At 72.8% G+C, this 13741-nt stretch carries 9 protein-coding genes and 1 pseudogene; 2 read left to right on the forward strand and 8 right to left on the reverse strand.

Going from position 1 to position 13741, the window contains the following annotated elements; all coding sequences use genetic code 11:
- Position 1: 1 nt before the first annotated feature.
- The gene (locus tag Q5530_RS33070) at positions 2 to 664 is read right to left on the reverse strand and encodes a vWA domain-containing protein (RefSeq protein ID WP_415366728.1); all 663 of its coding nucleotides are present in this window, start codon (positions 662 to 664) and stop codon (positions 2 to 4) included.
- 150 nt (positions 665 to 814) lie between these two features.
- On the opposite strand from Q5530_RS33070, the gene Q5530_RS33075 reads away from it, so the two are divergent.
- On the forward strand, positions 815 to 3763 hold the full coding sequence (locus Q5530_RS33075; protein WP_415366729.1) for a BTAD domain-containing putative transcriptional regulator: 2949 nt from the start codon (positions 815 to 817) through the stop codon (positions 3761 to 3763).
- A 55-nt stretch (positions 3764 to 3818) separates the two neighbouring features.
- Here Q5530_RS33075 and Q5530_RS33080 read toward each other — a convergent pair whose 3' ends face one another.
- Together Q5530_RS33080 and Q5530_RS33085 are read right to left on the reverse strand one after the other, a co-directional pair.
- Positions 3819 to 5063 (reverse strand): helix-turn-helix domain-containing protein, encoded by a 1245-nt coding sequence (locus Q5530_RS33080; RefSeq protein WP_415366731.1) that lies wholly within the window; start codon positions 5061 to 5063, stop codon positions 3819 to 3821.
- 72 nt (positions 5064 to 5135) lie between these two features.
- Positions 5136 to 5309 carry a hypothetical protein gene (locus Q5530_RS33085; protein ID WP_415366732.1) on the reverse strand — a complete coding sequence of 58 codons (174 nt, stop codon included), beginning with the start codon at positions 5307 to 5309 and terminating at the stop codon, positions 5136 to 5138.
- 246 nt (positions 5310 to 5555) lie between these two features.
- Here Q5530_RS33085 and Q5530_RS33090 point away from each other — a divergent pair, with 246 nt between their 5' ends.
- Complete coding sequence (locus Q5530_RS33090) at positions 5556 to 6449, forward strand: hypothetical protein (protein ID WP_415366733.1); 894 nt, start codon at positions 5556 to 5558, stop codon at positions 6447 to 6449.
- Between the two features lie 64 nt (positions 6450 to 6513).
- Here Q5530_RS33090 and Q5530_RS33095 read toward each other — a convergent pair whose 3' ends face one another.
- The 5 genes and pseudogenes from Q5530_RS33095 to Q5530_RS33115 all read right to left on the reverse strand — a co-directional run.
- The gene (locus tag Q5530_RS33095; RefSeq protein ID WP_415366734.1) at positions 6514 to 9645 is read right to left on the reverse strand and encodes an ATP-binding protein; all 3132 of its coding nucleotides are present in this window, start codon (positions 9643 to 9645) and stop codon (positions 6514 to 6516) included.
- Entirely contained in the window at positions 9642 to 10250 is a 609-nt protein-coding gene (locus Q5530_RS33100; protein WP_415366735.1) for a hypothetical protein, read from the reverse strand. The genes Q5530_RS33095 and Q5530_RS33100 overlap by 4 nt, the downstream gene beginning before the upstream one ends.
- 11 nt (positions 10251 to 10261) lie before the next feature.
- On the reverse strand, positions 10262 to 11890 hold the full coding sequence (locus tag Q5530_RS33105) for a tyrosine-protein kinase family protein (protein WP_415366736.1): 1629 nt from the start codon (positions 11888 to 11890) through the stop codon (positions 10262 to 10264).
- A complete protein-coding gene (locus tag Q5530_RS33110) occupies positions 11890 to 12480 on the reverse strand; it encodes a TIR domain-containing protein (RefSeq protein ID WP_415366737.1) in 591 nt (196 codons plus the stop codon). The genes Q5530_RS33105 and Q5530_RS33110 overlap by 1 nt, the downstream gene beginning before the upstream one ends.
- 342 nt (positions 12481 to 12822) lie before the next feature.
- A pseudogene (locus Q5530_RS33115) lies at positions 12823 to 13620 on the reverse strand (hypothetical protein); the annotation flags it as partial.
- Positions 13621 to 13741: the final 121 nt, after the last annotated feature.

Consider the following 13741-nt stretch of genomic DNA (forward strand, 5'->3'; position numbering starts at 1 on the left):
CTCACCCCCGTTGATCTGCACGGTGTTCTCCGACGCAGGGTGCGTCCGGCCCGTGGAGCGGAAGTGGACGCGTCGTGGATGGCCCGGTCCGGCCGGAACGCCGGGTCGGTCGGACCACCGACACGGCCAGGGCGGTGCCGAGGCGGATGCCGTCCTGGCCGAGGAAGACGCCGGACGTGCCGATGCGGTCGAGCGTGCCGCGGTCGGCGGCGCCGAGGCCGAAGGCGATCACGGTCGGGTGGGCCGGCCAGGAGGGGTCCACCAGCGCGGCGAACGCCCCGGGCCAGGTCGCCGGGTCGGTGCACCGGCCGTCGGAGGCGAAGAACACGACCGGGCGGTGGACGCGGAGCCGCTGTGCCTCCAGGGTGCGGACGTCGTGGGCGATGGTCTCGCGCAGGAGGGTGAACGCGGGGCCGAAGTCGGTCCCCGCGCGGGCGACCGGGGCGCGCAGCCCGGTGAGCTCCGCCGCGGGGCGCAGCGGTTGCAGCACGGTGGCCGTCGCCGCGAACCCGATCACGCAGACCCTGGTCCGCGCGGCGGCCGGCGGGTCGGCGTGGACGGCGCCGCGGAACTCGCGGAGGCCGGCGTTCACCTCGTCGAGGTGGTCCGTCATCGACGGCGACACGTCGCACGCCACGTAGCACGGCAGCACATCGGACCCCACGCGGTTCCTCCTTCTCACACCTTTTGCGGACAAGGCGGAGCGTGGCCGGTGTTTGTCTACCGAAGGTGGACGCAAGGCGGATTCGGACACACGGACGGCCGCTTGTGCGACATCTGCCGCAGACATCAAGCTCGCGAACCGGGAGGTGGCGTGGAATTCCTGATGCTCGGCCCGCTGGAGGCGTGGCACGGGGGCGACCGGGTGCAGCTGGGCGACCAGCAGCAGCGGTTCGTCCTCGTCGTGCTCCTGCTGCACGTGAACAGACCGGTGTCCACCGACCGGCTGACGGAGATCGTGTGGGGCGGCAACCAGGAGCGCCGCGGCCTGGTGCGCGGCTACATCAACAAGCTGCGCATCGCCTTCCGGGGCGCGGGCGACGTGGCGATCGAGACCACGCCGACCGGCTACCTGCTGCGGGTCGACGAGGACCGGATCGACACCGCCCGGTTCGCCCGGCTGCGCGCGGAGGCCGAGGCGGTGCGCGCGGAGGACCCGCGCCGGGCGGTCGAGCTGCTGCGCGTGGCGGTCGACCTGTGGCGCGGGCGGTTCCTGGAGGACATCGACGTCGACCGGGTCGGCGGCACCGAGGTGATGCACCCGGACGACGGCTACCTCGACGCGGTCGGGGACCTGGCCGAGCTGGAGCTGAACGCGGGCGACCACCGGTCGGCGCGGGACCGGCTGCGCCCGGTGGTGCGCGCCGACCCGGCCCGGCAGCGGCACGCCGAGCTGCTCATGCGGGCCCTGATCGCCGGTGGTGACCGGGTCGGGGCGGTCCGGGTGTTCCACGGCACCGGGGCCGCGCTCGCCGAGGAGGGCGTGGAGCCGGGGCCGGTGCTGCGCAAGCTCGTCGCGCGGGCCGAACGCGGTGAGCCGGCCGGTTCGCTGCCGTCGCGGCCGGGCGGGTTCACCGGTCGGGAGGCGGAGCTGGAGGTGGTCGAGGCGGTCGCCGCGACGCCGGGCGAGCGCCGGGCGGTGTGGGTGAGCGGCGCGCCGGGCGTGGGCAAGACCGGTCTGGCGGTCGAGGCGGCGCACCGGCTGCGGGACCGGTTCCCGGACGGGCAGCTGCTGGTGCGGCTGGACGGGTACACGCCGAACCTGTCCCCGGTGACCGTCTCGGACGCGCTCACCCGGCTGCTGGTGGAGCTGGGCGTGCCGCCCGAGCAGGTCCCGGCCTCGGTGAACCGGAAGTTCACGCTGTACCAGACGGAGCTGTACGGCACCAGGACGCTGGTGGTGCTGGACAACGCGCACTCGCCGGAGCAGGTGCGGCCGCTGCTGCCGGAGGCGCCGGGGTGCCTGGCGGTCGTGACCAGCAGGCGGGTGGGCGAGCCGGACACCGGCGAGCAGGTCCGGCTCGCCCCGCTGCCGGCCGAGGACGCGTTCGCGCTGTTCCGCACGCTGGTGGGCCCGTCGCGCCTGCGCGGCCGGTCGGCCGACGTGACCGGGGTGGTCAAGCGGTGCGGGCACCTGCCGATGCCGATCCGGCTGGCGGCGGCGGTGTTCCGCCGGCACGACCGGTGGCCGCTGGAGCACCTGCTGCGGCTGCTGGAGGAGAGCGGGCCGTGGCGCGCCGACACCTCCGACGAGGACGGCACCGCCGCGGTGCGGGTGTCCTACCTCCAGCTCGACGAGCCGCAGCGGGAGCTGTTCCGGCTGTTCGGCCACCTGCCGGGGCCGGACCTCGACGTGGTCGGCGCGGCGGCGCTGGCGGCGCGCGACGTCACCGGGACCCGCGCGGTGCTCGACGACCTGCACGAGGTGTGCCTGCTGGAGGAGGTCGCCCCCGAGCGCTACCGGATGCTGGACCCGCTCAAGGAGTTCGCCGCGGCCGAGCCGCCCCCGACCTCGCCGACCGAGCGCGCGGACGCCCTGCTGCGGCTGCTCGACTTCTACCTGGTGGGCCTGTCGGGCGCGGTGGGCACCGCCTACCCCTTCGACCGCGCGCACCTGCCCGCGGTGCACCGCACCAGCCGGGTGGTCCCCGTCTTCGGGGACAAGCACGACGCCACGACGTGGATCGCCGCCGAGCGGGACAACCTGGTGGCCGCGATCCGCTGCGCCGCCGGGCGCGACCTGCCCGGCCACGTGTGGCGGCTGGCGGTGCTGACCTGGCGCCACTTCCAGACCACCAGCCGGTTCGAGGACTGGGTCGAGACCGTGGAGCTGGCCTGGGAGGTCGTGTCCGCCGAGCCGGACGAGGACCACGGCCGGGCGCACGTGCTGCTCCGGCTGGCCACCGCCTACGACCGGCTCGGGCGGCTGGACGACGCGCTGGGGCTGGCCACCCGCGCGCTGTCGGCGTGGGAGCGGCTGGACGACGCGCCCGGCGAGGCGTCCGCGCTGTGCTCGATCGCCATCTCCCTGATGCAGCTCGGCCGGCACGCCGAGGCGATCGAGCGCTTCGGGGCCGCGCTGGGGAAGTACGAGCGGTGCGGGGACCGGCGCGGCCAGGCGCACGCGTTGAGCATGCTGGGCGTGCTCAACGAGGAGCGCGGCCACCTCGACCTGGCGCTGCGCCAGCACCGGGCCGCGGTGCCGGTGCTGCGCGAGGTCGACCACGTGCACGGGTTGGCGCACGCGTTGAACAACCTGGGCACGGTGCAGCAGCGGCTCGGCCTGGCCGACGAGGCGCTGGTCTCCCACCTGGAGGCGTACGACCTGGCCGCCGGGCTGGGCGACGACTGCCTGGCGGCCTACGCGTTGAACTACACCGGCAACGTGCACCGCTCGCAGGGCAGGCTGGCCGAGGCCGCGCACCACCACGAGCGGGCCAGGGTGGTGGCGGCCGACGTGTCCAACACCGACCTGCGCACCAGGCTCTACCTCGACCGCGCCGCGACCGCGCAGGCGGGCGGCGACCGGGTGGGCGCGCTGCGCGCCTACCGGGCGGCGCTGGACCTGGCGACCGGAGCCGGGAACCGCGGCCACGGGGCCCGCGCGCACCGCGGCGCCGCGCAGGTGCTGCACGCGCTGGGGCAGCACACCGACGCCGCCGGGCACTGGGACGCGGCCGAGGCCGAGTTCGCCGCGCTCGGCCAGCCCGAGGCGGACGAGGTCCGGGCGGAGCACGCGGCCCTGACCTGCGGGTGCCGCTGACGCACGCCGTCGGGCCCGGCGGGCCGCCGGGAGCGCGACCCGCCGGGCACGGCGGTCAGTACCGCTGCCCCAGCACCCGACGCAGCTCGGGGTAGACCTCCCGGACCGCGCCGTGGTTGTGCCAGCGCCCGAGGGTCCTGGCCAGCTCCCGCAGGTCGGTCCGCACGGTCGCCGAGTCGACGTGCGCCACGTCGTCGAGCGTGCCCACCAGCGTCGCGCAGCTCTGGTCGATCTCGCCCGCGAGCGCGTGGGCGAGCGACCGGCGGGCGCCGAACCGGGCCCGCGAGCGGCGCGACGCCGCCGGCAGCCGGACCAGCTCCCGGTCCAGGACGGCCGCCGACTCCTCCGCCCGGCCGAGGTCGCACAGCGACCACCCCCTGGCCAGTTCCGCGGGATCGGGCGCGGTCGAGCCGAGCACGGGGTAGGGCCGGGTGTCCGGGGTGGACACGTCGAACAGCCGGACGGCGCGGTCCAGCGCGCGGTCGAAGGAGGCGCGGTCGCCGGCCAGGGCGTGTCCCTGGGCTTCCCGGCGGGCGGCCAGGGCCAGGGTCCGCGGGCCCGCCCGGTCGACCAGCTGCGCCTGCCGGGCCAGGTCGACGGTGTTCGCCGCGTCCTGCCGGTAGAGCGCGAGCCCGGCCTCCCGGACGAACGCGTAGCTCACGATCTCCCGGTCGCCGCCAACCCGCGCCAGCTCCGAGGCGTGCCGGGTCCACGCCAGCGCGCGCTGCTCGTCGCCCGCCTCCTGGTTCATCCACCCCGTGTACTCCGCGATCCGCGCGGCGAGCAGCAGCAGCCTTCCCCTGGTCGGCTCGGGGTTCTCCAGCGCGAGCGCGTGCACCGTGCGCAGCAGGGCGACCAGCGGTTCGAGCACCACCACGGGGCTGGTCTGCACACCGAGGGCGCGCAGCTGCTCGAACGAGGTCCGCATCCCGGCGACCACCCGCTCGTCCAGCGCCGGCCGCGGTCCGCCCGCGAGCGCCATGCCGAGCACCGTGCCCGCGACCAGCACCTGGCGGCGGTCGAGCGTGAGCCCGGCGTCGACGACCCGGTCGCGTGCCGAGCGGGCCGCCTCGATGAGGCCGCCGCCCGCGTCCAGCACCCCGTCGCAGAGCCGCGCCATGGTCTCGTGCGGCAGCTTCAGGTCGTTCTCGACCTTGCTGAGATAACCCTTGCTGTAGTGCACGCGCTTGGCCAGCTGACCTATCGACAGGCCCGCGGCCACGCGGCATTCACGGAGTAATTCACCGAACGATCCACTCACCTGAGCCTCCTGGTCGGCCGTCGTCGAGTACACCACCACGTCCCGTCCGGCGCAATCGCCCGGCCGTGGCGCGGAATACCCGCGCCACGGCCGGGCGCATTCGCCGGGCGATCAGCCGTACCAGGGGTTGCCGTCGGGGCCGAGGGTGATGGTGACGGGCGGCGGGCACTCCTCGAACGACGCCGCGGACGCGCCACCGACGGACGCGAACACCGCGACAACGGCGCAGAAACCGGCCAGCACCAACCCCGCCCTGGGCACGAAATTGGACGTGAACTTGAACATGACAAACCTCCACAGGAAACCGGTGAATGGAATTCGGGCTTTTGACCGACCATTTCGCCCTCACCAACAATGATTCATCAGCGTCCTGCGGCCGACCAGGTGTTGCCCGTTTCCCGGCGCGGTGGGCAACGGGCGACGGCGGCGCATCCACTCCTCGTCCACTTCTGGTCGACAGGGGGTCCCGATGCTGGGCGCGCAGACCAGGACGGCCGGCCGCCGCGCCGGCGTGGACAGGGAGGTTCGGTTGTGAGCGAGTACGACGTCGCCGTGTCGTTCGACGAGGAGCAGCGCGCCGCGGTCGACCAGGTGGTCGAGGCGTTCGAGCAGCGCGGGTTGACCGTGCTGCACGGGCCCGAGCAGACCCACGAGTGGTGGTCGCACAAGGAGGGCGGCGAACTGCCGGACGCACGGGTGCGGTTCTTCGTCCCGTTCGTGTCCGCGGTGGACGACTTCACCACGGACGTGCTGCGCGCGGTCAAGGCCGGGGACGAGCACGTGCTGCCCGTGCTGCTGGGCGACGTGGCCGTGCCGCCGGACCTGCTGCACCCCCACGTGGCCTACGTGCGCGGCGCGGCCCACCGGCCGGACCAGCTGACCGAGGCGCTGGTGGCCCGGATCGAGGCGGCGGAGGCGCACGGGGGACAGCGCGCGTCGGTGGCCGAGGTCGTGACCAGGGCCAAGGGGATCGCCCCGGTCCAGGAGGCGGAGCCGGCCGTGCCCGCCACCTTCAGCCGCTACACCGAGCAGGACGCGACGCTGCGCTACCTGGGCGAGCAGTTCGCCGCGGCGCTCCCGGGCCTGGCGCGGCGCGGGTTCGTCGGCACCGCGCACGTCGACGGGGCGCGGATCGCCGTGCGGGTCGAGCGGGCGGGCGACACCGTGTACGCGCTCGACATCCAGCGCGGTGGCATCGGCGGCGACGAGACGGTGAACTTCGTGCTCGGCAGGCACGACGGGAACGGCGCCCTCACCAACGGCTGGGCGCGGCCGGTCTACGACACCGGCGCGGGCGCGGCCGTGCTGGAGGTGCACGACTTCTCGGTGCTCGGGGGTGGCGCGTCGCGCGCCTACCGCCGGGAGGAGCTGTTCGACGCGCTCTGGCAGCGGATCGACGCGGTGCTCGCCTCCACCGTCGGCTGAGCGCACGACGAGACGCGCTCCCCACCCTCGGCGGGTGGGGAGCGCGTCTCGTCGTGCCGGGGGCTCAGCTCGGGCCGGGTCGCGACCGGTCGAGCACCTCCTCCAACCGCAGCGGGCTCGGCGGGTGGTGGCTCAGGCACAGCGGCGTCCGCATCCGGCGGAACCCGAAGGTCTCGCCCGTGACGTAGAACTGACCGCGCTCCAACCGCGAGATGTCGCCGACCGAGCTGCCCTTGGCCCTGGCCATGTCGGTCGCCGCGGCGACCTGCACCGGGGTGTTCAACCTGCCGAAGAACTGCGTGGTCGCGTTGCCGACGACCTGGTTGTGCACGCCCTTCGGCGCCTGGGTGGCGAGCAGCAGGCCCAACCCGTACTTGCGGGCCTGCGAGGCCAGCAGGATCGTGCTCTGGGTGCTCGCCGTCCACCCGCTGGACGGCGCGATCGTCTGCGCCTCGTCCATCACCACCAGGCCGCCCAGCGGCCGGTCGACCGCGGGGTTGCGCTTGACCCAGGCGAACACCTCCAGCTGGAGCTGGCTGACGAACCCCTGCTTCTGCTCCTCCGACGGCAGCCCGACGAAGCTGATCACCGAGATGCGCGCCCGCTTGCCCGGCGCCGGGGTCAGCAGCACGGCCGGGTCCGTCGGTTCGCCCGCACCGCCCAGCAGCGGGTCGTTGACCATCGCGGCCCGCAGCGTCTCCGCCAGGTCCGTCGCGGTCGCGCGGGCGGTGCTGAGCGTGCTCACCCCCTCCGGCAGGTCGGCCAGCACGTCGACGAAGTCCGACAGGTCGCGCCCGCCCGTGCGCGCGTAGTGCGCCAGGGCCTCCCGCAGCACCGCCTGGCCCCGCACGGCGGTCTTCGAGGCGCCGTCGACCCTGGCGTGCGGGATGAGGCGGGCCACCGCCGCCTCGACCGAGGCGGTGAACTCGTCGGCGTCGCCGCGCACCTCGTCGAAGTCGGGCAGCGGGTGGAAGCTGAGCGGCCGCCCACCGGCGCGGCCGGGCGTCCACACCACCACCTCGGTGTTCGCCAGGTACTCGGCGGCGCGGCCGGCGTCGCCGGACCGCCAGTCGGCGGGCGGCTCCGGCCACGCGTCACCCAGCCGCGCCAGGTCGTTGTTCGGGTCCAGCACGATCGCCGACACCCCCCGCAGGGCGCACTCCTCGACGATCCGCCGCAGCAGCACGGTCTTGCCGCTGCCGGAACCCGCGAAGACGATGGCGTGCTTGCGCAGCGACTCCAGCTCGATGCGGATCTCGCCGTCGATGCCGAGCGCGATCTCCGTCGGCGACGGCGGCGCGGTCGGCGTCGGCGTCGGCGTCGGCGTCGGCGTCGGCGTCGGCGCGATCGGTCCCGGCGGCGGCCGGGTCTCCTGGTGGCCTGCCGCGGGCCTCCCCGGACCGGGCAGGACCTCCCGCAGGAACGTCGTCCGGCTGGCGGGCTTGCGCGCCACCAGCCAGGCCAGCAGCTGGTGCGTCTGCGTGGACAGCATCTGCTTCAACGCGCTGAACGTCCGCAGGTCGTCGTCCGAGATCTCGACCCGCCGACCACCGGCCCGCTCCAGCGCGGCGACCTCGGCCCTGGTCTTCGCCCCCGTCCACCCGTCGTTGCCGTTGCGGAGCAGGACCAGGTGCCGGTCGTCCGTGCCGAAGCGGGCCGTGTCGCGGACCTTGCGCATCCGGCGCAGCACGCGGTTGCCGTGGCCGCTCGCGATGAGGCGGAACCCCCAGCGCTCGTCGGTGTCCAGGTCCTCGTTCACGGTGCGCAGCAGGCGGGCGTGCAGGTCGCTGCCGCCGTGGAGCTGTTCGGCCTGCCACGCCATGTCGTCGTTGCCGACCTCGTTGATCCACGACTTCAGGCCGGCCAGCAGCAGGACCGGCATCACCTCGTCCTCGTTGTGCTGCTTCAGCTCGGCGGCCGAGATGTCCGCCTCCGCGCGCAGCCGCTCGAACCGGGCGTCGAACTCCTGGAAGTAGTCCGGCTCCGGCCCGCTGGGGACGGGCGCGGGCGCGGGGGCCTCGACCGGCTTCTCGGTGAACGAGCCCAGCTCCCGGACCTCGCCGGACAGGCAGGACTCGGCGTGCGCGTGGATGACCCTGAGCAGTTGACGCGGCGTCTGGGGCAGCCACGCGTCGCCGAACGCGTCCGGCGACACCGGCCAGGTCGGCTGGGGCGGGGTGAAGCCGATGCGCTGGTAGACCACCCCGAGCCAGCGGGCGACCAGCGCCTGACCGATGCGCGGGTCGACGATGGAGTTCAGGATCGGGGTCTCGGTGAACCGGTCGGAGACCGTGTCGCTCGCGATCCGGTGCAGCTGCGCCCACGTGTGGGGCAGGCACGCCACGATGGACAGCGTCCGCCTGGTCGTCTCGCGCAGCTGCATCAACCCGTCGGAGACCAGCGCGAGCTCCTGCTTCAGCTCCGCGTTCGTCCCCACCTCGCCGGTGGCGTCCTGGCTCTTGTTGACCAGCGTGTCCAGCTGGTCGACCGCGACGACGCTCGGGCCGGTCAGGGCGAGCACGTGCGAGATGTCCCGCACCAGCGTGCGCGACGGTTTCGGCCGGACCTGGAGGCCCCAGTAGCGGCGTTCGTCACCCCCGTCCTCCACGCCCTGGAGGTAGGACAGGCCGACGTCGAAGTGCTCGGACGCGTAGAGCACGAGCGCGCGGATCGTGTCACCGCACTCGACCACCACCCGGCTGTCCAGCCCGCGCAGGTGGTGGAGGAAGTTGCGCAGGTCGTCGGGGGTGAGCGGCGCGTCGCCCCGGATCGCCCCCGCGATCACGCCGGGCACGCCGGCCCGCTCGCACAGCTGCCGCAGCAGCACGGTGAGCTGGAGTTCGCCGTCGTCGGTGGTCCGGCGCAGCTCGCTGCGCATCGCGTCGGCCACGTCGTTCCAGAACTCCGGGCCCGTGGTCAGCTCGACCAGGAAGAAGTAGCCCCCCTCCCCCTGCACCACGCGCCGGACCGAGCCGAGCAGGTGGGTCTTGCCCACGCCCTTCTGCCCCTGGAGCACCAGGCCGATCGGGCTGGAGCCGTTGCTCGCCCGAGCGTCCGCGATGCCCGCCCGGATGCGGCGCTCCGCCCCGGCGTGCAGACCTTCGACGTGGGAGGGCGGGGTGTGCCAGACGTCGTCCGGCGTCTCGGCGGAGTTGAAGCGGAGCGCGGCCAGCGCCTCGCGTTGGTGCTCGGTCATGATCCCTCGATCGCCAAGAGGTGCTTGTCCTCGCTGCCGATCCGGATCGCCGCGGCGTGGTCGGCGTCGGTCAGCGCCTTGCGGTTGGACTCCGGCACCAGGTGGACCTCGCCGGCCTTGAACATCCCCAGCAGCACGTCGTCCACCTCGTCCCGGTCCGCGCCGTCGAGCTCGGGACGGAGCCTGGCCAGCCGGACCCAGTCCTGGGGCTTGACCGACAGCGCCAGGTAGGCGGCCCGGATGACCGACTCCAGGTCGCCGCCGGAGCGGATCACCTCGGCCAGGGTGCCCCGGCGGCGGTGGTACTCGATGAACATCTTGAGCACCGCCGAGTGCGCCCGCGACAGCGGACCCGACCTCGTCGGCGCCCCACCCGCGGCCAGGTCCTCCAGGCACCAGGTGATCCCCTCGTCGGTGATCCGGTGCACGAGCCGGTTCTTCTCCCGCCACGACCGGAGCAGGCCGATCTCGTTCAACCTCTCCCGGCCGGGCCTGCCGAGCCGCACCTTGAGCTCGCGGTCGAGCTCCACGTTGGGCACGTCCCGGTTCTCCAGCATCAGCACGATGAGCGCCGCTCTCTCGTCGTTCGCGAATTCCTCCGGCATGGCGCCGCCTTTCAGTTCGTCGACGCGTCGATCCGACGGTCGATCCGGTCGAGGAGGGTGTGGATGTCGGTGAGCAGGCCGTCGGACAGGGTGAACCGGCCGCCGCTCGAGTGGGACTTGGACAGCACGTCGAGGTCCACCGACAGGTCGCGCAGCGCGGCCAGGTCGCTGTCGTCGAGCGCGGTGGACATGCCGCGCACGGTCTGCTCGACGAGCGACAACCGCCCGGCGGAGGGCATCCCGTCCGGCACGGCGCGCAGCGCGGACGCCGCGTTCCGCAGGGCTTCCAGGCCCGGGTCCACCTCACCGGCGGACGTGCCGGTGATGAGGTCGTGCAGTTCGCGGGCCACGCCGGTGGGGCGCGTACCCGGTTGGAACACCAGGTGGCGCAGGTCGCGCAGGAAGCCCGGCAGGTTCTGCGGGTCGGTGCCGTCGATCAGCACGCAGAACAGCCGCCGCTGGCCGCTGTCCGGGCCGATCGTGTGGCGCAGGAAGCGCTCCGCCTCGGTGACCTGCCAGCGGCTCAAGCCCCCGTCCACCACCAGGCACAGGTGCTCGGCCAGTTCGCTGGTCCGGTCGAGGATCTCCGGGTCGCCGGACGACGACCGCTCGACCGCTACGCCGAGCACGCGCAGTTCCTCGATCAACTGATCCGCGGTGCGCAGCGCGGATCGCGGACTGGACACCAGCAGGTCGAGGGCGAACTCCCGGCGGCGGTCGCGCGCGGACGCCACGTAGGCGTCCCGGTTGTCGGCGAGCAGGTCGGTGCGGTCGAACTGCTGCGCCAGGACGGCGGCCACCGTCTCCAGGGCGAACGAGATCTGGTCGGCCGACGGGACCAGCTCCTCCAGCACGGACAACTGCTCGCCGAAGCTCCAGTAGGAGACGTAGGGGATCGTGAGGTGCCGCAGCGCCAGGTCCTCCGGCACGGTCTTGACCAGCCAGTTGCCGAACAGCGGCGCGACGACCTCGGCGCACTTGCGCTGCCACCTCTCGGCGCGCTCGTACTCCACCCGGTTGTCCAGCCGGGACAGGATCGGGAGCACGAGGTGCCGCGGTCGGTCGTAGGGCAGGCGGTCCCGGGCGTCGTCGGCACGCCGTACGACGTTCACGACGTCCTTGAGGTTCTGCTCGTTGGCGGTGAACACGATGGCCAGCCGGTCGGGCAGCTGCGCGGTGCAGATGCCGGCGATGTCCGAGATGCCGGTCCGGCTGTCGATCAGCACGAAGTCGTAGTCCTCGGTCCACTGCTCCCGGCAGCGCTCCAGGAAGGTGGCGAACCCGCGCCGGTAGAGGTCCTCCCAGTCGATGCGCTGCACGCGGGCCGTGTAGGAGTCGTCGTCCCGGCCCGCGGCCAGCAGCGCGAGGGTGTTGCCCTCGACGTCGATCCGGACGGCGTGCGGACGGGGTCCTTCCGCACCCGAGAGGAAGTCGTAAGCGAGGTCGATCACGCCGCCCTCGGGTTCCTCGGACGTCACCGACCTGAAGTAGTGGTGCAGGCCGGGAGCCTCCAGGTCCCAGTCGATGGTGAGCACGCGGTAGCCCCAGCGCGCCAGCAGGACGGCGACGTTGGCCAGCGTGAAGCTCCGCCCGACCCCGCCCTTGTAGGAGTAGAAGGTGATGACGGTCCCGGTGGTCATCAAAACCTCGGCAGGAGGGGTGTCGGGGGGAGCACGGGGTCGGGCGGGTCCACGTCCGGCCAGTCGGGTCGCCACGGCGGCACGTGCTGGAGCAGTTGGACGAGATCGGCGGCGACCCTGTTGACCTCGCGGTGGAAGAGGACGAACTCGCGGGTCTCCTGGTACGGGGGATCCGGGTGGGCGAATTCCTTGAAGTCCTGCCAGGAGCGCACCTTCCCCTCCAGCGGGAAGTTGTCCGAGTCCGAGTACAGGATCGGGTAGACCAGGCCCTGCGGTTGTTCCGGGTTGGCCAGCCCCAGCACCCTCTCCCTTTCCAACATGCTGTACCACTCGGCCATGCACCACTTCGACTGGAAGTAGTGCGGCGTGAGCAGTTGAATCATGATCTTGCTGTGCCGCAGGGCGTGCCGCAGGCTGGAAGGCCAGTGCACGGCGCGCGGCATCGACCTGTCGACGTACACCTTCGGCGTTGGCGCCAACTGGTCCGCCAGGCACTCCAGGAGCTTTTCGTGGAAGTGGTTCAGCAACCATTTCTGAACGCTCCCGCGACGGGCGTAGCTGATGAACAAATCAAACTTGTAGCCGGACACGCGGTGGATGGTATGCACTCGGCGCACGCGGGGAAAAGACAGAAAAGTGGGCAATCGAACCGGTACGGGCCAAAAAGTGGACAAAACCGGGTGTCGTGCGGCCGCCGGGCGCGACGCTGCCGGAGTGACGACCGGTGCTCCCCGGCGGACCGGCGGGATCCGCGTACCCGCCGCCGCCACTCGTCGATCGCTCAACGGGCGTCAGGAGCATCCTCCAGGAACCCATGAGCCCGCCGGACGTCCTCGGCTACGACCGAGGGGGGACAGCCATGTCGAGGCGGGAATTGATGTGGTGGCCGGTGGCCGCGTCGGTGGTGCCGGTGTGCCTGCTGTTCGTCGGCGTCAGCGCGCCGGGAGGGTACTTCTTCGTGCTGTCGGCGGGTTCGTCGCCTGGTTCGCGGTAGGCGTGGCCTGGGCGGCGGGTGCACGGCGCGTCGGGAAACTGCCCCGGCCTCCGCAACCGGGCACTCGCACGTGGTGGCCGTTGCTCGTGGTGCCGGCCATCTTCGCGACCAGCTGGACCGTGGCGTCCGGCGACGCGGTCGGACGAATGGCGTTCGCCCTGCACCGCCCGGCCCTGGAACGACTGGCCGCGGAAGCCCCGACCTCCCCACCGTGGGCGGCGAGATCATCGGAACTGGTCAGGAAGCATCCGTAGTGAAAGTCGCTTTCCGTGTGGAACTGGGCGAGCGGCACCCATTCCCGGATCAACCGGTGCTCCTCCGCTTTGCGCAGGCGGACCCGTTCCGACCTCGGGAGGTCGGGATCGGCTCCATGCCGGTCCTTGAGGTTGGCGGACGCCATCTGCGTCCACGGCGCGTCCTGGCCGCCGATCTCTACGCAGTACCCGCCGATGCGGAGCACGGAGCCCCGGTCCGGCGCCGGCCAGAACTCGTCGACCAGTTCGCACAGCTCGTCGATGTGCTCCAACTCCTCGAACAGCTGCTTCACGACATCCGACTCGAACATAACGTCCAGGACCCGCGCGAACTCCGGCCCGTCCGCGTTGGGATGCGCTTCCAGGTCATCCTCGTGGTGCAGGAAGAACAGCAGCGAGCCGCCCACCGGCAGGGAAAGCCCTTCGGCCTGGGGAAGAAGCGCACAGTTGACGGAAGCGATGAACGGCAACGGCGACCCGCTCCCGCTGCTCGGTCACTCCATCCCCACCGGTAGCCGGGCAAGCCCTCGGCAGGTTCAGGCGGTCGTAGCATCTGATCGTGGTGTTCGGTGGGGAAGGATTCCCTGTCGTGCGCAGGATGTT

This window comes from Saccharothrix sp. BKS2 (assembly GCF_047689505.1).
GTDB lineage: Bacteria > Actinomycetota > Actinomycetes > Mycobacteriales > Pseudonocardiaceae > Actinosynnema > Actinosynnema lopnurensis.